The following is a 17,260-nucleotide window of genomic DNA, read 5'->3' as shown; positions in this document are numbered from 1 at the left end:
CAGTTGCTTGTTGCTGTAATTTATTTTTAAGAAGGGGGAAAATAAAATGCCAGAATCGGTATTAAAGGAGACGGGGAGAGGTTCAACAGAACGTATAAGACGATTGAGAGAGATAAGTACTAAAAAATGCAAACCGAGTATTTCCATGGAGAGGGCGGTTCTATTAACAGAAGCTTACAAAAAGTATGAAGGAAAATTTTCAATTCCAGTCCTTCGTGGATTGGCTTTTAAGTATATCATGGAAAATCGTACACTTTATATTGAAAAAGGTGCTATCATAGTAGGTGAAAAAGGACACAAGCCTTGGGCGGCACCAACTTTTCCGGAGCTGTGCTGTCATACCATGGAAGATTTTGAAAATATGAATAACAGGGAGAAAGTTTTTTTCAAGGTTTCCGGGGAAGACAGGAAAATTCAGAAGGAAATAATTATTCCCTACTGGAAAGATCGTGCATTGATGACGCGAATGAACAAATTATTGCCGGATGAATGGCACAGGTTGTTTGATGCAGGGCTGTACACTGAATTCTTGATGCAGCGTGGACCGGGACATACTGTAGCTGATGGCAAGATATATCATAAAGGATATGCTGATTTCATCAATGATATTCAATATGAGATTGATCACCTGGATTATAATAACGATGTACGTGCACTCAATAAAAAAGAGGAATTGGAAGGCATGAAGCTGGTGTGTGAAGGCATGATTATTTTTGGACGGCGTTATGCAGACAAGGCACGTGCCATGGCATCTGTGGAACATGATTTGCAATGGAAGCAGGAATTGCTGGATCTTGCTGAAGTTTGCGAAGTAGTGCCAGAGCATGCGCCAAGAACTTTCCGTCAGGCGGTACAGATGTACTGGTTTACCCATATAGGAGTTACTACTGAAATGAATAATTGGGATGCTTATTCTCCGGGAAAATTGGATCAGCATTTGGAATCTTTCTACGAAAAAGATATTGAAGAGGGATGCCTGACCCGTGAAGGTGCCCGTGAAATTTTAGAAAATCTGTGGATACAGTTCAATAATCAGCCGGCACCCCCGAAGGTTGGAATAACTTTAAAAGAAAGTGCAACCTATACGGATTTCTGCAACATCAATACAGGTGCACTGCGTGCCGATGGAACAACAGGTGTAAATGAAGTCAGCTACCTGATTCTGGAAGTAATGGATGAGATGAAGTTGCTGCAGCCAAGCTCAAATGTACAGATATCCCGCAAGACCCCGGAAAAATTCCTCCGTGAGGCATTGAAGATTTCACGTAAAGGATGGGGACAGCCCGCTTTCTACAATTCTGAAGCTATTATTCAGGAATTGTTGTTCCTTGGCAAATCTATTGATGATGCGAGAGAATGCGGAATTGCCAGTGGATGCGTGGAAACCGGCACAGCGGGTAAAGAAGCTTATGTTCTAACCGGTTATTTGAATATACCAAAAATCTTTGAGCTGGTACTGAATCGGGGATTTGACAGTTATACTAAAAAACAGGTAGGATTAGATCTTGGAGATCCACGTAAATTCAAGTCTTATGAGGAAGTTTATAATGCATTCTACAGGCAACTGGAATATGTAGTCAATGTGAAAATTGCAGGAAACAACCTGATTGAACGTATGTATATGGAATATATGCCGGTTCCACTATTATCCGTTATCACCGATGATTGCATCAAATCCGGTGTTGATTACAATGCTGGTGGGGCCCGATATAATACAAGCTATATACAGTGTGTAGGTATAGCAACTATAACTGACTCCCTTGTCTCCGTAAAGAAAAATGTATTTGAAGATAGAAAATTTTCCATGGATGAATTATTGAGTGCTTGTAAAGCTGATTTTGAAGACTGTGATGAAGTATTTGAAATAGTTTATAATCATACACCGAAATATGGTAATGATGACGATTATGCAGATGATGTCTTGAGAGCTGTTTCCAGGTCACTTCAGGATGCTATTGCAGGAAGGACTACACCTAAAGGGTCAAGGACTGTAGTTGAATTCCTGCCGACAACCTGTCATGTATATTTTGGACAGGTAATGGAGGCCAGTCCTAATGGACGTCATGCCGGAGTACCGCTGCCGGATGGAATATCTCCTGAAAAGGGTGCTGATAGAAACGGTCCGACTGCCGTAGTCAAGTCAGCTTCTAAAATTGATCAGCTGAAGACTGGAGGAGCACTGCTGAATCAAAAGTTTACGCCGGCAGTTGTCCAGGGCGAAGATGGCGTATCTAATTTGTCTACTTTGATTCGTTCATATTTTGCAATGGATGGCCATCATATCCAGTTCAATGTGGTTGATCGCAAAACCCTGCTGGATGCCCAGAAACGTCCTGAAGAATATGAGGATTTGATAGTAAGGGTTGCCGGGTACAGTGATTATTTCAACAATCTGGATAGAGCCCTTCAGGATGAAATTATCAATCGTACAGAGCAAAGTTTTGCGTGAGAAAAATTTAATAATAAAGGGATAGAAAATAATAAAGGGAAGAAGGATTTATTTATGAAAAATACAATTGGATTTTTTGGAGGAGGCAACATGGGAGGTGCAATTATAGGGGGGTTAATTAAATCCAAGCTCTATAAGCCAGAAGAGATATTTGTCTATGATGTCTATGCTCCTGCTCTTGAAAGATTACAGAAAGAACTTGGAATCAATCCTGTTGACGACAGCAGGAAACTGGTAGAAAATGCGGAGATTTTAATTGCTTCTGTTAAGCCGAACGTACTTCCAGCAGTTTTAAAGGAAGTCAGGGAAGATATTTCCAGGGATAAAATAGTGATCTCCATTGCTGCAGGTATAACCTTAAGCAGGCTTGAAGAACTGCTGTCTCCGGAACATAAGCTTGTAAGAGTCATGCCAAACACGCCGGCACTTGTTGGTGAGGGAATGTCGGCTGTTGCTGTTAATAAAAATTTATCACAGGAAGAACAGCAAAAAGCTCTGGCAATATTCTCAAGCTTTGGCAGGGCACAGATTGTCCAGGAGAAATTGATTGATGCTGTGGTAGGTGTCAGCGGCTCTTCACCGGCATATGTATATATGTTTATTGAAGCTCTGGCAGATGGCGCCGTTTTGGAGGGAATGCCAAGAGCCATGGCCTATGAATTTGCGGCTCAGGCAGTTTTAGGCTCGGCCAAGATGGTATTGGAAACCGGAAAACATCCTGGAGAATTAAAGGATATGGTATGCTCACCGGCAGGTACTACCATGGAAGCTGTAAAGGTCCTGGAGGAAAAAGGCTTCAGATCAGCAGTAATTGATACTGTTCATGCAGCTGCAGAAAAAAATAGAAATATGTAATACCTATAGCTCGTTGATCTAAATTAAGATTGACGAGCTTTTTTATTATGTTGATTTTAATCAAAAATTAAATGAACCATTTAGTAGATATATCCATCTAATTAGTGTAAAGCAAAAAAAGTAGCGCTGCAGTTTGCTAAGAAAGGTAGGAAGTCAATTGAATAAAGATACATTTATAGTCAATGTTCTTAAGGCTGAATCTACTTTATATCATATATCTAAGTCAATTTTGATTCATGAGCAAGATTGTGAGGATGCAGTTCAGGAGACAATTTTAAAGGCCTATAATAAATTATATACGCTAAAAAAAGAACAATATTTTAAAACGTGGCTAGTTAGAATACTTATAAATGAATGTTATTGTTTGAAACGTAAAGAATGTTTACGGGTACCTTATGAAGAATACTTTGAATCTGCTGAAGCTAATGACAAAGAGGATTACAGCGAATTATATTTGGCTATTCAGAATTTACCAGAACGTATTCGCATTACAATTGTTCTTTATTATGTAGAGGGATATTCAGTAGAAGAAATTAAAGAGATTTTAGAAATACCTGCAGGAACTGTAAAAAGTAGATTGGCAAGAGGACGGAAGTTATTAAAAATAAAGCTGGAGGATATGGAGGTAAATTATGAATAACTATGATTGGAATAATGCCTTCCCGGATACACCAGAAGGTTTTAAAAATAGGGTAAGTGCAACATTGGATAGTTTACAAGATAAAGAGGTGAATAATAAAATGGAAAATATAAAAATTTTTAAAAAAGGATCAATCAAGAAAAAAATCTTGGTTGGATTGGTAGCTACTATGGTAATAGGAACAACTGTATTTGCTGCAGAGAAAATATCTTCTATAACTTCACATTCGAGTGGTATACCAACATATACTACTATACCTACAGTAGAACAGGTTAGCAAGAAACTTAAATTTAATCCTAAATTAATCAATAAATTCGACAACGGATACACTTTTGTAAATGGATGTATTGTAGACAACAAAGGAACTGATGATAAAGGTAACTTTGCAGGAAAGACAAAATCACTCGATTTTACTTATACAAAAGGGAGTGATGAATTGAGTCTTTATATGGAAAATGGAAGGTTGGGTGAAAGCTCAAAGAGAGAGACTGTTATTGCCAATTATAATGGTATAGATTTATATTATCGTTCATATACCAGCAAGCTTGTGCCAGCAAATCATAAAATGACAGAACAAGATAAAAAGGATAAATTATCTGGTAAGTATGTATTTAGTTATGGATCTGATTCTGATAAGGAAGAAATCTCTCAAGTTCAATATTTAAATTGGATGCAGGATGGAATTAACTATTCTTTTTTGGCATCTGATTCTAATATATCAAAAGATGAATTAGTTAAAATGGCGCAGCAGGTTATCAATACTAAATAAAAACGGTAGTGTATATATGAGGGACAATATTCAGTAAAAGTCCATTTTATATATTCCTGCGAGTAGCTAGATTTTGTGTATAGGGCAGTAGCCACAATGACATTAAAAATCATTATGGCTACTGCCTTATTTAGTGTGAATTAAAATTTTGACAATTTTAAAAAATAAGTTGAAATATATTTTAAAGCATTATATGATGAATTCAGACATCGATGTACTTTATTTAAAAGGAAGGTAAGTTGTGAATACTAAGATTGAGATGATACCATCATATAAAGTTGCTTATATACGAAGGACAGGATCTTACGGTTCAGAGAATGTACAAATAATGGAACAATTAAAAAATTGGGCTAGAGAAAAGAACTTATTGGATGAAAGTTCAATCATATTGGGAATAACCCAAAATAACCCTCAATTTACAGAACCTAAAGATTGTCGTTATGATGTATGTTTGGCTATTTCAAATGAATTTAAGATTGAAAATAAGTATATTAATTTTGGAAAAACTATTGGTGGAAAATATTGTGTATTTAAGGTAGACCATACGGTAGATGCCATGCAAAAAGCATGGATGGAGATATTTCCGGAGTTATCAAAAAGAAATTATGGATTTGACAATAGAAGACCTATTCTTGAACGCTATGCAATGAAGATGATAAATAAGCATTACTGTGAAATTTGTGTTCCAATATTATAAAAATATTAAGATAAATAGTAATTGTGCGCCCAGCAAAGGGTAATTAACCTAGCAGGTGGAAATCCTGTCTGAGTAAGGTCTAGCCAACCAACAGTAGCGAGTCTTGAGTTGTCATCATCAGTAATGGTGGGAGCTAAGCGTAGACAGCGAGAAAGTAGGGTTGAAGAGCTATTGAGCCTCGAAATTTTATACATCCAGATGGTTGACGTATTAATTACTGCGGAAAACAACATCACATAAGTCATAATGGCAAGAACTATGTGGCACTGCGGGGTCAAAGGGCCAATCATGCATTACACTATGGTTAATTATCAACTGGGGAGAGCCTGTTGTTTCTTGAGAATAAGTATGGCAAACGACAATAAAACGGAGAATGTCAAATGAATGACAGGCAGTCGGATAGTCTCATAGTACTGATGAGACTGGGTAATGCCAGTGGAGGGAAGGAGACTACATAATAACAATCTTTCTGAGGACACATCATCTGTACTCAGGGACAGGAGAAATGATGGAAACAAAATTAGAAAGAATAGCAGAAATATCAGCCCATACAAGAAGACCAGAATTTACTTCACTGTATCATCATATTAATGCTGAAATGCTTAAACAATGTCACAGAGAACTGGACGGGAAGAAGGCAGTAGGCATTGATAAAGTTACAAAAGCAGAGTATGAAGTAAATCTAGAAGAAAATATATCAAACCTAGTAACAAGACTAAAGAATAAGTCATACAAGCCGTTACCATCATTAAGAGTATTTATACCAAAAGGTAATGGTAAAATGCGACCGTTAGGAATTTCATCCTATGAAGATAAGATAGTACAATTTGCGGTTAAGAAAATACTGGAGGCAATTTATGAACCAAGATTTCTAAGAATTATGTATGGTTTCAGACCAAGACGTGGTTGTCATGATGCTATAAAGGAAGTATACAACAGAATGCATAGTGGAAAGATAAACTACATTGTTGATGCAGATATCAAAGGATTCTTTAACCATATGAATCATGAGTGGATAATGAAATTTTTAGGAGTGTACATAAAAGACCCCAATGTATTATGGCTGATTAAGAAATACTTGAAAGCTGGTGTAATGACCGATGGAGTATTTCAGGAAAGCATGGATGGTTCTGGGCAAGGAAATATAATGAGTCCAATAATAGCAAACATTTATATGCACAATGTTTTGATATTATGGTACAAGATTATTTTCTCAAAAGGAATTAAGGGAGATAGCTTCCTTGTAGTTTACGCAGATGATTTTATAGCAGGATTCCAGTATAAATGGGAAGCAAAGAAATATTATGAACAACTTAAGATAAGAATGGCAAAGTTTAACCTAGAACTTGAAGATAGTAAAAGTAGATTGCTTGAATTTGGCAAATATGCAGAAAGTAATCGGAAAGCAAGGGGGGAGGGAAAACCAGAAACATTCGATTTCTTAGGATTTACATTTTTCTGTGGAAGAAGTCGCAGAGGATATCCATGTATCAAGCTGCAAACAAGTAGGAAGAAATTCAGACAAAAGCTGAAGAATACTAAAAAGTGGCTATATGATAATAGAACTATGCCGGTTAAAGAAATGATAAAGGCATTAAATCTGAAATTGGTTGGGCATTATAGGTACTATGGCGTATCTTTCAATGGTAAGATGATAACAAACTTTTTGCATAGAGTACAGAAATTTCTATGTAAGACTCTTAACAGACGAAGTGATAAGAAAAGCTACTGCTGGGATGGATATACAGAAATGCTAAAGTATTATCCGCTAGCAAGACCAAAGATATATTTTAAACTGTTTTAACTGTGAATGTTATTATGAGGAGCCGTATGCGGGAAAGCCGCACGTACGGATTCTGTGAGGGGCTTACATTGTGAGGTGTAAGTCTACTCGACTATACTATAATATTTACAGATGCTATTACGACTTTGTAATTTATTATGACATACTGCTGTCATATTCAGTGTGATATTATATAAAAAATAAAAAGGTAATTATCCATATAAGGAGATGAATAAAACTATGGCTTATAAATTGAGGGAAGTAACAGTAAGAACGAATAATTCTGAAGAGGAAACAAAAGTAATTAGTGAAATCTGGGAAGATATTGTCAGTGGAAAACTACCCATTCTTTTTGATACCGAGCATATGTTTCAACAGGGCGTTTCTCCAGTTTCAAAATACAGTAATTATTCCAGTGATGAAAGTGGGGATTATGACCTTACAATAATGGCTGTAACAGCTGGCTTTTTTCGAAAAATGGAAACAGCAGTAAGTAAAGGCCTATATAAAAAATATGATGAAAAAGATGAAAGTGGAGAGATAGGTGCATGTACAAGAAAGGCATGGAAAAAAGTGTGGCTTGAACAAAAATCAGGCAATATAAAGAGAGCATTTACCCAAGATTATGAGAGTACCGTTCCCGGCGAATATACGAAAGATGGAAAACCACATTGTTATTTATATATTGCCATTAAGTAGAATAAAAAAAATAAGATTGTGAACATAGTACAAAGCTGACAAATTCCAATTAGTAAAGATTGTTTATATGCATTTAAGTAGAAAAGTAAAAAATAGAGGGAGGAGAACTATTGATATATGGGAGAAATTATATAATAAGGCGAAAGAGCAGTATTATCCTACAGATGTATCACCATTTATATATGCACATCATGTTGTTTGTGCTTTGGAGAGTGAAGATGGAAGAATATTTACAGGCTTTTGTATTGAAAGTTGTAGTGGTGTCGTATCACTATGTGCCGAACGAGTTGCTGCGCTTAATATATATAAACAGTGGACAAACTGTAATTAAAAAATTAATTGCTTTTTGTGACGAGCTGCCAACGGGTGTAAGTGGGATGCTATGTGGAGCGTGTAGAGAATTTTTGATGCAACTTTCACTTAAAAATAGAGATATAGAGATTATGGCTGATTATGAAAAACGTAAAACCATTCATTTAGAAGAACTACTTCCAAATTGGTGGGGAATGACGCAATATGAAAAAATTAACAGAGAATGATAAACTCTAATTTGAATTTGAGTAACATAAAATAGTAAATAGGAGAGGAAGTTTTATTATGGGAGAATTATCAAAACTGCCTAATATCGGAAAAGAAGTTGAAAGGCAGTTGAATGAAGTAGGCATATTTACTTATGATGAATTAAAAGATATTGGTGCGGAACAGGCGTGGCTGAAAATACAAGAAATTGATATTTCTGCATGTATTCATAGATTGCTGGCATTAGAAGGTGCAATTCACGGTGTTAAGAAAACAGCTTTACCACAGGAACGTAAAGCAAAACTAAAGGATTTTTATAATTGGCATAAACATAAATAGTAAATTTGTAGATGAGTTAAGGTATGGCTTCTAGTCAGGAATATTTAGATTTTATTATTGGACAATTAGATTTACTGAAAGGAAGATTAAAATGAAATTAGATGGCATTGGAATATTTGTTAGTGATATGAGAACTATGGTTGATTTTTATAAAAATATTCTTGGATTTGAAATTCATTGGGATGGAAAAGAACCAAATGTAATGTTAAAAAAAGATGGAGTATTGTTTATGTTTTACGGAAGAAATGATTTTGAAAAAATGACAAATAAACGATTCAATTATGTTAACGGTATAAATGGTCATTATGAGATTGCTTTAAGTGTTTCCAAACATGAAGATGTGGATTTAGCATATGAAAATATCATTTCTAAAGGAGTAGATTCCGTGATGAAACCAACAACAGAACCTTGGGGTCAAAGGACATGTTATATTGCAGACCCTGAGGGTAATCTTATTGAGATTGGTTCATTTAATAAATAAGTTCTAAATTTATGCTGCAGTTTGGAACTTATGATTATTTGTAAAATGTGATAATTATTTTTTATAAAAAGCAAGGGAGAATTTCAAAAAGATAAAGCAATGCAGAAAATATTGAGAAAATAAATGCTGCTTAATCTTTTAGACGGGACAAAATATAACACAAAAAGTCGGGAATAACCGCTTGAAAATAGATAAGATAGATTTACAAACAGTGGGATGATGATTATGGGATGGATTGAAGAAATTGGTGAAGCTATTAACTATATTGAGGAGAATATCACTGAAGAAATCACAATAAAAAATATTGCAAAAAGAACATTTATGTCTCCATTCTATTTCCAAAAAGGCTTTGCAATGCTTTGTGGTTTTACGGTGGGAGAGTATATCAGACAACGCAGGCTTACCATTGCCGGTAGTGAGCTTGTTTCTACTGATGAAAAAATAATTGATATTGCACTGAAATATGGCTATGCCTCACCTAATAGTTTCACAAGAGCTTTTACTCGATTTCATGGTGTCACACCTACTGCTGTTCGAAAAGATGGAGCAATGATTAAATCGTTTGCTCCTCTGAAAATCAAATTTTCATTGGAAGGCGGTTATATTATGGATTACAAAATTGTTGAAAAAGATTCATTTACTGTCATGGGCGTATCAAAGGTGTTTAAATATGATAGTGCAACTACAGAAATTCCACAGTTTTGGACAGAGCATTATCAAACAGGAAAGGAGAAATTTGTATGCGGAATGTACGGAGTATGCATAGATGAGAGCATGGGTTCAGATGAGTTTGAATATTTGATTGCAGACAATTATAATCCGTCTATAGAAATACCTACTGGTTTTGTTACAAAGATTATTCCTAAACACACGTGGGCTGTTTTTGTTTGCAAGGGCGAAATGCCGAAATCTCTGCAAGATGTGAACAGAAAAATTTTTTCAGAATGGCTGCCTAATTGCAAGGATTATGAAATTGCAGCAGGTTATAATATTGAAATGTACACCAATATAGATGATTACCCACAAGGTAATCAAGATGAAAACTACTACAGTGAAATTTGGATTTCTGTTAAGAAAAAATAACTACGTAGAAGAGCATAAATAGTCAATATATCTCCTTTAAGTTATCCGGTTATATAGTTACAGTGAACCTTACCACAAATGATGGAGGCTTTTTGTGTAATGAATTGATATGAGTGGGATTAAGAAATTATACTAAAGATAATGTTTACTAAAATTTTAAGAAAATATGATTTTAAATTATAAAATGTGTTATAATATAAATACAAAGAAGAAAAATAAAAACAGGATGTTCCCAGCATCCTGTAGTATACAATCTAGTTGCCTAGGCAACTGATATCACTATTTAATGTTTAATTAGAAAATAGTAGCTACCATTTGCAGAAGGGCTACTATTTTTTTATTTCTTTAATAAGTAATACTACAAATGTTAACAGTGAAATCAGGAATAATCCTGCCTCAAAAAGTAACATTAAGATGTCATTACTCATTGTATTACCTCCCTTCAACAGGGATGAGGGACAAAGATTTGAAGAGAAGCCAAAAAAATATCGACGTAAAGGTTTCATGTTGCGAAATCAAAGCAATAAATAAGGCTTGTTAAATTATTAGCTGCTTTGAAATATAGGTAAAACTAAAAACAGAGGGGATTCATATGGTTGGTTCATTATCAATAGTATTTATAGCATTTTCTGCATTAGTCTCGATTTTAGTTCCGGTTGCATTATTCATATATGCTAGAAAAAAGTATAATATTTCTATAAAGACAGTAGGACTAGGTATATTAACCTTCATTGTATTTTCGCAGATTTTAGAAAAGGCTATACATGTAGCAGTAATAGGTAATAATTTAATTAGTACTACAACAATAGTTTTTGCTATTTACGGAGCTTTAGCTGCGGGCATTTTTGAAGAAGTAGGAAGATTTATTTCTATGAAGTTCTTTTTAAAAGGCAAATTAGAGTGGAAAAATGGCCTGGCATTTGGTATAGGTCATGGAGGAATTGAAGCTGTTTTGATAGGCGTTGTGCCCAATGTACAAAATTTAGTATTGTCAAATCTTATAAACAGCAATGGTTTTAATAATTTATTGACTACAGCGAGTACTCCTGCTGCTAAGCAGTCTTTAGAAGCAGTTAGAAGTTCACTCATAAACACTTCACCAAGTTTATTTGCCGTTGGAGGTATAGAAAGAATTTTTGCAATTATAATCCACTTGGCAGGTAGTATTTTAGTACTTTATGCAGTTAAAAACAAAAAAATTCTTTATCTATTTATTGCAATATTGGGTCATGCTTTAATAGATTTCTTTCCTGCTTTATACCAGATTGGGAAATTCAGCATAGCAGGAACAGAGATTATTGTTGCCCTGTCAGCTATAGCATTATTGCTCTTTGTCATTAAATCCAGGAGAATATTTGAGCCGCAATCTTCTTATTAGGTGGACTAATTCAAAGGAAAAACGAAAAAATATTGGAAAGTACTGGAATGCAGATATTCTATTGAAAGGGGTGTATTTATGACCAATTATTTTAATTTGATTGAACAGCGTGAGAGCTGCAGAAATTATCTGGATAAACAGGTGGAAAAGGAGAAATTGATTTCCTGCATAGAGGCATGTCGAATTGCCCCTTCAGCTTGTAACGGGCAGCCCTGGAAATTCATAGTTGTAAATAACAGGGAACTATCCTTTAAAGTGGCAAAGTGCCTTCAGGATATTGGCATGAATAAATTTACGGATAAATGTCCTTCCTTTGTCATTGTACTGGAAGAAAAAGGAGATATTAAGGCTCGAATCGGAGGAACAATCAAAGATCAGGATTATTCTTCCATTGATATTGGCATTGCATCGGCTTATCTATGTCTTGCGGCTACTGAACAGGGATTGTCGACCTGTATTATGGGTTGGTTTAATGAGAAAAAACTCAAGAAACTGCTTGACATACCAAGCTCTAAGAGGATAAGGCTGGTAATAAGTGTTGGATACTCTGCAGATACAAAACTCCGCAGCAAAATTCGCAAGAACCTGGAGGAGATTTTGCAGTTTATAGACTGAATACTATTTGATTGTTTTTTTATATGATTTATAAAAGCTTGGGATACTGTAACTTAAAAGTACTTCAGGCTTTTTTTGTGTAAAAAATATTTTTTAAATGTAAAGATGTATTGACATTTTTCAAAAAGCACTATATTATAAATGTAAAGATATTTTTACATAAGGAGGTGAATTAGATTGTTTAGAAAGAAAGATGAACGTGAAAAAAGTGCGTATGCTGTTGCAGTTCAATACAGTAATTTGATAGTAGCATTACTTATGTTTTGTCTAATAATTGTACAGAGTCTACTTGGAGATATAGTTGCATTTTACGGCTGGCATATAAAAATCCATATTGATGAAGGTATAAGGAATGGCTTTACTTTTATAATGAGTACGCAGATTATTATAATATTTATTTCACAAATGATTATAAACAGACGTTTTGGAGGAGAAAGCAGGCCCATAGTAAGTGGTGACAATAAATTTAGATTTATGGATGAAAGGGAAAAAGTGGTCTCTGCAAAAAGTATTGAAATAGGTATGACTTATATATCTATATATTTTGTTATATGGGCAGTTATGGATATAATAAAGTATGGTGTCATTGGACCTGCGGCAATTATGTTGATATTTATTTTTATAGTCTATATGCTGGCTAGATTTTTAGTACTTGTAAAACTTGGAGGATAGTATATGAAAAATCATATAAGATATTATCGAAAAAAATATGGTATGACTCAGGAGGAACTGGCAAAGGTTATTGGGGTTACAAGGCAGACCATTATAGCCATAGAGAACGACAAGTACAATCCAACCCTTGAGCTGGCTATGAAACTGGCAAAATATCTACAGGTGGCAGTAGAAGAACTTTTTATACTGGAATGAAAGGATTATTTCCTAGAAAAATTACTTTAATTTAGCAGGTGTATTGTATAATTTATGTAGAATAAGATGATAATGCAATGCAGAAAATTGCAGCTGATTTAAATGCTTAATTCATAAATGTACATTAAAGCGAACTATAAGTTAAATTAAGAAAGGGGAAAAATATACGATGAAAGCACAAATTAATCTTATTACAATTTGGACAAATGATATAGATAAAATGAAAAAATTCTACAATCAAGTTCTTGAGTTTAGAATTGAAAATGACCTTGGTAATTATGTTGAATTTGAAAACGATGGAGTAAGATTTGCTATGTGTATGAGAGATGTTATGTATGTGTATAGTAGCGAATATAGGGAAGAGTCATCTGGGCAGGGCTTTGAACTTGCTTTTCCATGTGAAAATCCTAATGATGTTGATGAATCATTTAAGAAGTTAATCTCCAAAGGAGCAATTTCTGTTCATGAACCACAAGATATGCCTTGGAATCAAAGAACAGCACTATTTGCTGATCCAGATGGAAATATACATGAAATTTTTGCGAAAATTATATAGTAAGTACGTAAGCTTCTTTTTGAAACTGTCTATCCGGCTTGTGGGAGCAGCAGCAGCGCTATTGAACTAACATATAGAAGAGTTAGAAAAACACTCAAGGTACTTAAAATGGCTTGATGTGTGCAAGAAATGGAATGATTGAGTTAAAAATCAGAAATATAGAAATATAATGGAGGGAAATATGAAGTGGAATTCAAAATTATATGATAGTAAGCATGACTTTGTGGCTGAATATGGCAAGGACCTTTTGGAGTTTATTCAAGATGATAGGACGCAAAAGATTCTTGATTTAGGGTGTGGAACCGGTGTATTGACTGCTGAAATTGCAAAGCTGTGTGATTATGTTTTGGGGATAGACAGTTCTTCAGAAATGATTGAAAAAGCAAGGCAGGCTTATCCCAATCTTGATTTTCAGGTTATGGATGCACTGGAGATACCTTGTGAACAGAAATGGGATGTTGTTTTTTCAAATGCCGTATTTCACTGGATTTCAAATCATGACCTATTGCTTCGGAAAATCAAAGATTCATTAAAGTCCCCCGGGAAACTCATTTGTGAGTTTGGAGCATATGGAAATATCAAAATCATAGAACAGGGGTTTAGCGCTGTATTACAGGACATGGGCATAACCTACAACTCGAGATTTACTTTCCCGACAGTTGATACCTTTAGCCAGCTGCTGATAAAAAACGGATTTTCTATTAAAAAGATTTATGATTTTGACCGTCCAACACCTTTAAAAAATGGAAACAAGGGATTATATAATTGGGCCATGCAATTTTTTGAAGCAGATTTGGAGAGATTCTCAGCCAGTGAACAGAATTTAATATTAAAAAATTTAATGGCGAAGGTACGTGATGAACTATGGAATGGAACATGTTGGATTGCTGATTATAGGAGGTTAAGAGTTATTGCAGATGTCTAACATAATATATCGGATTTATGCTATTATATTCTATAGTGCAAACAGGTGCTTGAGAGGAGATTATACTTATAATGAAAGTGGTGCTTGTAGCTATAAACGCGAAATTTATTCACAGCAATCTGGCAGTCAGATATTTAAAGGCATTTACGGGAGAATTGAAATATGACTGCACAATAAAGGAATTTTCTATAAACGACAGAAGAGAAAAAATACTGGAAGAGATAATGAGAGAAAAGCCTGACATGGTTGGACTATCTTGTTATATATGGAATATAGATTTTTGCACATCTCTTGCAAGGCTTGTCAAACTTATAGATTCGAATATAAAAATATGCTATGGTGGTCCGGAGGTTTCATATAGTTCCAGAGAGTTCCTGGAAGTGAACTCAGGAGATTATGTGATATCTGGAGAGGGTGAACAGACCTATTATGATTTAGTTGATTTTGAGCTTCAAAGAATCAAGAAATCAGATGTTTCAGAAAGACACGCCGTAAATATCAAAAACATAAAAGGACTGTGCTTCAAAGGAGATGATAAAGTTATATTTAATGGAGACAGAGAGGCTATGGACATGAACAGCATTGCTTTTCCCTATGACAGGAATGATAATCTGGACAACAAGATAGTATATTATGAATCTTCCAGAGGATGTCCATTCAATTGCAGTTATTGTCTGTCATCTACTACAAAAGGTGTTAGATTCTTGAATAGAGAAAGAGTAAAAAGAGAACTCGATTTTTTAATAGGGAAGGGAATCAAACTAATAAAATTTGTAGATAGAACTTTTAACTGCAATCCTCTATTTGCAATGGACATATGGAGATTTTTAATAGGAAAAGATATTGATGCGACTTTTCATTTTGAAATTTCAGCAGATATACTTACGGATGAGGAGATAGAATTGTTGAATAGAGCTCCGGAGGGAAGAATACAGCTGGAGGTTGGAGTTCAGACTACTAATTGGGAAGTGCTTAAAAATATAAACAGGAAAGTCAAATTCTGTGATATAGAGAATAAAGTAAAAAGGATACAGGAATTCTATAATATAAATCAGCATCTAGACTTGATAGCGGGTCTTCCTGGAGAAAACTTTGAATCATTTAAGAACTCTTTTAATGATGTTTATTCCATTAATCCTGAAAAGCTTCAGCTTGGATTTTTAAAACTTTTAAAAGGATCTTCAATGAGAGATGAATGCGGAAAGTGGGGAATAGTATATTCACCATATCCGCCTTATGAAGTGCTCAAAACAAATTCTATAAGTTATGATGAAATATGTACTTTGAAAAAAGTTGATAAAATGGTTGATAAATATTATAATTCTGGAAAATTTGAGAATATAATAAAATATTTTTTAAACATATTTGAAACCCCCTTTGATTTTTATTCCAGATTGGGAATGTTTTTTTATGATAAAGGATATTTAAATAGGAATATATCTGTTCTCCAGTACTATAAAGTATTTCTGGAATTCAACGAAGAATATCTCAAAAATGAAAATTTTGAATTGAAGGAAATAATAAAGTATGATTATTTAAAGTTCAATAAAAAGAGATGGCTTCCAGATTTTCTGGAGAGAAGCAGATTAAGAAGTGAGGAAAAGAGGATAAAAGACAGGCTTCAGAATGGTGGAATACATATTTGCGGGAATTATCATCTGGAAAAGTTTTTTATAGATATGGATAGTTTCATAAATAAAGGAGTTATAATCAGGCAGGAAGAGTACATATTGTTCTATGGAGAAAATGAAACAAGAATAATATTAAAGGAGAGATAAAATGGTTTATATTGATGATAAAGCGTTGGAGTATGCAAAGAAAAATAGAGGTGGATTTTTAGTAAGAACAATTTCAGCATCAAGTGGATGCTGTTCTATGGAAGTAAAAGAAATATCTGTTGAGTTTATAAAAAAGTTTCCTGAAGTATATACAGGATATAAGCTGGAGAGCTATAAGGGGATAAACGTATTTATAGAAAATGGATTGGAGTTTGAAGATAAGATAACAATATATCAAAAGATAAAACTTCCCTTGCTTGGAACGGTATTTGGAGCAAAGGGAGTTTCTGTAAAATACTTGTGATTTTTTACTTTTTATCTAATTTGTATATTTTTTTAGCTTTTTCCATGTACAGTATTCCGTCTAAGTGATCTATTTCGTGACAGAAAGCCTTTGCCAGAAGACCATCTGCAGTATAGTTTACTTCCTTGTCATCTAAATTTAGTCCGGTTACAATTACTTTTTTTGGACGTATTACAATTCCTTCATAGCCGGGATAGCTCAGGCAGCCTTCAACGCTTTCCTCATGTCCTATTTTTTTTATGATTTTAGGGTTTATCAATACAATTGGGGTAAAGTCTTCCTCTTTTAAATCTATGAGTATGATTCTTTTCAGTACGCCTATCTGTGGTGCTGAAAGTCCTATACCGCCTGCATCCTCTTTTAGAGTATCCCTAAGATCTTCTACTGTATCCAATATAGTGTCATCTATTTTTTCAACTCTTCTGCTCACCCTTTTTAAAGTTTTATTCCCGTATTTTAATACTTCTCTTACTGACAAGTTCTGTACCTCCTGAAATGAATATTATAAGTAAATTATACATTT

Annotated in this window: 21 protein-coding genes and 1 pseudogene; 20 read left to right on the top strand and 2 right to left on the bottom strand. The window is 34.4% G+C overall.

The window, feature by feature from the left end; all coding sequences use genetic code 11:
* Positions 1 to 46 precede the first annotated feature (46 nt).
* The 11 genes from hypD (at position 47) to LKE46_RS06440 (ending at position 10,314) form a co-directional block, all read left to right on the top strand.
* Positions 47 to 2,449, top strand: coding sequence for a trans-4-hydroxy-L-proline dehydratase (hypD, locus tag LKE46_RS06490; RefSeq protein ID WP_291719547.1), 2,403 nt, complete (start codon positions 47 to 49; stop codon positions 2,447 to 2,449).
* A gap of 54 nt (positions 2,450 to 2,503) precedes the next feature.
* Positions 2,504 to 3,304: a pyrroline-5-carboxylate reductase gene (gene proC, locus LKE46_RS06485; RefSeq protein ID WP_291719545.1), complete on the top strand. Its 801-nt coding sequence runs from the start codon at positions 2,504 to 2,506 to the stop codon at positions 3,302 to 3,304.
* Between the two features lie 157 nt (positions 3,305 to 3,461).
* Positions 3,462 to 3,944: an RNA polymerase sigma factor gene (locus LKE46_RS06480; RefSeq protein WP_291719543.1), complete on the top strand. Its 483-nt coding sequence runs from the start codon at positions 3,462 to 3,464 to the stop codon at positions 3,942 to 3,944.
* Entirely contained in the window at positions 3,937 to 4,713 is a 777-nt protein-coding gene (locus LKE46_RS06475) for a hypothetical protein (protein WP_291719541.1), read from the top strand. The genes LKE46_RS06480 and LKE46_RS06475 overlap by 8 nt, the downstream gene beginning before the upstream one ends.
* A gap of 241 nt (positions 4,714 to 4,954) precedes the next feature.
* Complete coding sequence (locus tag LKE46_RS06470) at positions 4,955 to 5,410, top strand: AraC family transcriptional regulator (RefSeq protein ID WP_291719539.1); 456 nt, start codon at positions 4,955 to 4,957, stop codon at positions 5,408 to 5,410.
* A 508-nt stretch (positions 5,411 to 5,918) separates the two neighbouring features.
* The gene (ltrA, locus tag LKE46_RS06465; RefSeq protein WP_291725597.1) at positions 5,919 to 7,214 is read left to right on the top strand and encodes a group II intron reverse transcriptase/maturase; all 1,296 of its coding nucleotides are present in this window, start codon (positions 5,919 to 5,921) and stop codon (positions 7,212 to 7,214) included.
* 219 nt (positions 7,215 to 7,433) lie between these two features.
* Positions 7,434 to 7,892, top strand: coding sequence for a hypothetical protein (locus tag LKE46_RS06460; protein ID WP_291719538.1), 459 nt, complete (start codon positions 7,434 to 7,436; stop codon positions 7,890 to 7,892).
* Between the two features lie 218 nt (positions 7,893 to 8,110).
* Positions 8,111 to 8,431, top strand: coding sequence for a hypothetical protein (locus LKE46_RS06455; RefSeq protein ID WP_291719536.1), 321 nt, complete (start codon positions 8,111 to 8,113; stop codon positions 8,429 to 8,431).
* Positions 8,432 to 8,489: 58 nt separating this feature from the next.
* Positions 8,490 to 8,750: a TfoX/Sxy family protein gene (locus tag LKE46_RS06450; protein WP_291719535.1), complete on the top strand. Its 261-nt coding sequence runs from the start codon at positions 8,490 to 8,492 to the stop codon at positions 8,748 to 8,750.
* 91 nt (positions 8,751 to 8,841) lie between these two features.
* Positions 8,842 to 9,231, top strand: coding sequence for a VOC family protein (locus LKE46_RS06445; protein ID WP_291719533.1), 390 nt, complete (start codon positions 8,842 to 8,844; stop codon positions 9,229 to 9,231).
* Between the two features lie 225 nt (positions 9,232 to 9,456).
* Positions 9,457 to 10,314, top strand: coding sequence for an AraC family transcriptional regulator (locus LKE46_RS06440; protein ID WP_291719531.1), 858 nt, complete (start codon positions 9,457 to 9,459; stop codon positions 10,312 to 10,314).
* Positions 10,315 to 10,643: 329 nt separating this feature from the next.
* Here the strand turns inward: LKE46_RS06440 and LKE46_RS17695 are convergent, their stop codons facing one another.
* Positions 10,644 to 10,724, bottom strand: a complete 81-nt coding sequence (locus LKE46_RS17695) for a putative holin-like toxin (RefSeq protein WP_363316197.1) — start codon at positions 10,722 to 10,724, stop codon at positions 10,644 to 10,646.
* Between the two features lie 182 nt (positions 10,725 to 10,906).
* On the opposite strand from LKE46_RS17695, the gene LKE46_RS06435 reads away from it, so the two are divergent.
* The 9 genes and pseudogenes from LKE46_RS06435 (at position 10,907) to LKE46_RS06400 (ending at position 16,737) form a co-directional block, all read left to right on the top strand.
* Positions 10,907 to 11,692, top strand: coding sequence for a YhfC family intramembrane metalloprotease (locus LKE46_RS06435; protein ID WP_291719529.1), 786 nt, complete (start codon positions 10,907 to 10,909; stop codon positions 11,690 to 11,692).
* Positions 11,693 to 11,770: 78 nt separating this feature from the next.
* Positions 11,771 to 12,307 (top strand): nitroreductase family protein, encoded by a 537-nt coding sequence (locus LKE46_RS06430; RefSeq protein ID WP_291719527.1) that lies wholly within the window; start codon positions 11,771 to 11,773, stop codon positions 12,305 to 12,307.
* 177 nt (positions 12,308 to 12,484) lie between these two features.
* Positions 12,485 to 12,979: a hypothetical protein gene (locus tag LKE46_RS06425; RefSeq protein ID WP_291719525.1), complete on the top strand. Its 495-nt coding sequence runs from the start codon at positions 12,485 to 12,487 to the stop codon at positions 12,977 to 12,979.
* Between the two features lie 3 nt (positions 12,980 to 12,982).
* Entirely contained in the window at positions 12,983 to 13,174 is a 192-nt protein-coding gene (locus LKE46_RS06420; RefSeq protein WP_291719523.1) for a helix-turn-helix transcriptional regulator, read from the top strand.
* Between the two features lie 169 nt (positions 13,175 to 13,343).
* The gene (locus LKE46_RS06415; RefSeq protein WP_291719521.1) at positions 13,344 to 13,730 is read left to right on the top strand and encodes a VOC family protein; all 387 of its coding nucleotides are present in this window, start codon (positions 13,344 to 13,346) and stop codon (positions 13,728 to 13,730) included.
* A gap of 18 nt (positions 13,731 to 13,748) precedes the next feature.
* Positions 13,749 to 13,872: pseudogene (locus LKE46_RS17785) on the top strand (YbaK/EbsC family protein); the annotation flags it as partial.
* 39 nt (positions 13,873 to 13,911) lie between these two features.
* Positions 13,912 to 14,655, top strand: coding sequence for a class I SAM-dependent methyltransferase (locus tag LKE46_RS06410; RefSeq protein ID WP_291719518.1), 744 nt, complete (start codon positions 13,912 to 13,914; stop codon positions 14,653 to 14,655).
* A 71-nt stretch (positions 14,656 to 14,726) separates the two neighbouring features.
* Positions 14,727 to 16,433: a B12-binding domain-containing radical SAM protein gene (locus LKE46_RS06405; protein WP_291719516.1), complete on the top strand. Its 1,707-nt coding sequence runs from the start codon at positions 14,727 to 14,729 to the stop codon at positions 16,431 to 16,433.
* A gap of 1 nt (position 16,434) precedes the next feature.
* Positions 16,435 to 16,737 carry a hypothetical protein gene (locus tag LKE46_RS06400; protein ID WP_291719513.1) on the top strand — a complete coding sequence of 101 codons (303 nt, stop codon included), beginning with the start codon at positions 16,435 to 16,437 and terminating at the stop codon, positions 16,735 to 16,737.
* A gap of 4 nt (positions 16,738 to 16,741) precedes the next feature.
* On the opposite strand, the gene def is transcribed toward LKE46_RS06400, so the two are convergent.
* Positions 16,742 to 17,215, bottom strand: a complete 474-nt coding sequence (def, locus tag LKE46_RS06395; RefSeq protein ID WP_291719511.1) for a peptide deformylase — start codon at positions 17,213 to 17,215, stop codon at positions 16,742 to 16,744.
* Positions 17,216 to 17,260: the final 45 nt, after the last annotated feature.

This window comes from Clostridium sp., from assembly GCF_022482905.1.
Lineage (GTDB): Bacteria > Bacillota > Clostridia > Clostridiales > Clostridiaceae > Clostridium_B.
This window is presented reverse-complemented; position numbering and strand designations above follow the sequence as displayed.

What these genes read in the sequence shown, in the direction of transcription:
- LKE46_RS06475 (WP_291719541.1), top strand. Translation starts at nt 3,937, where the DNA reads ATGAATAACTATGATTGGAATAATGCCTTCCCGGATACACCAGAAGGT.
- hypD (WP_291719547.1), top strand. Translation starts at nt 47, where the DNA reads ATGCCAGAATCGGTATTAAAGGAGACGGGGAGAGGTTCAACAGAACGT.
- proC (WP_291719545.1), top strand. Translation starts at nt 2,504, where the DNA reads ATGAAAAATACAATTGGATTTTTTGGAGGAGGCAACATGGGAGGTGCA.
- LKE46_RS06435 (WP_291719529.1), top strand. Translation starts at nt 10,907, where the DNA reads ATGGTTGGTTCATTATCAATAGTATTTATAGCATTTTCTGCATTAGTC.
- LKE46_RS06460 (WP_291719538.1), top strand. Translation starts at nt 7,434, where the DNA reads ATGGCTTATAAATTGAGGGAAGTAACAGTAAGAACGAATAATTCTGAA.
- LKE46_RS06415 (WP_291719521.1), top strand. Translation starts at nt 13,344, where the DNA reads ATGAAAGCACAAATTAATCTTATTACAATTTGGACAAATGATATAGAT.
- LKE46_RS06405 (WP_291719516.1), top strand. Translation starts at nt 14,727, where the DNA reads ATGAAAGTGGTGCTTGTAGCTATAAACGCGAAATTTATTCACAGCAAT.
- LKE46_RS06450 (WP_291719535.1), top strand. Translation starts at nt 8,490, where the DNA reads ATGGGAGAATTATCAAAACTGCCTAATATCGGAAAAGAAGTTGAAAGG.
- ltrA (WP_291725597.1), top strand. Translation starts at nt 5,919, where the DNA reads ATGGAAACAAAATTAGAAAGAATAGCAGAAATATCAGCCCATACAAGA.
- LKE46_RS06455 (WP_291719536.1), top strand. Translation starts at nt 8,111, where the DNA reads ATGGAAGAATATTTACAGGCTTTTGTATTGAAAGTTGTAGTGGTGTCG.
- LKE46_RS06420 (WP_291719523.1), top strand. Translation starts at nt 12,983, where the DNA reads ATGAAAAATCATATAAGATATTATCGAAAAAAATATGGTATGACTCAG.
- LKE46_RS06445 (WP_291719533.1), top strand. Translation starts at nt 8,842, where the DNA reads ATGAAATTAGATGGCATTGGAATATTTGTTAGTGATATGAGAACTATG.
- LKE46_RS17695 (WP_363316197.1), bottom strand. Translation starts at nt 10,724, where the DNA reads ATGTTACTTTTTGAGGCAGGATTATTCCTGATTTCACTGTTAACATTT.
- LKE46_RS06430 (WP_291719527.1), top strand. Translation starts at nt 11,771, where the DNA reads ATGACCAATTATTTTAATTTGATTGAACAGCGTGAGAGCTGCAGAAAT.
- LKE46_RS06400 (WP_291719513.1), top strand. Translation starts at nt 16,435, where the DNA reads ATGGTTTATATTGATGATAAAGCGTTGGAGTATGCAAAGAAAAATAGA.
- LKE46_RS06440 (WP_291719531.1), top strand. Translation starts at nt 9,457, where the DNA reads ATGGGATGGATTGAAGAAATTGGTGAAGCTATTAACTATATTGAGGAG.
- LKE46_RS06410 (WP_291719518.1), top strand. Translation starts at nt 13,912, where the DNA reads ATGAAGTGGAATTCAAAATTATATGATAGTAAGCATGACTTTGTGGCT.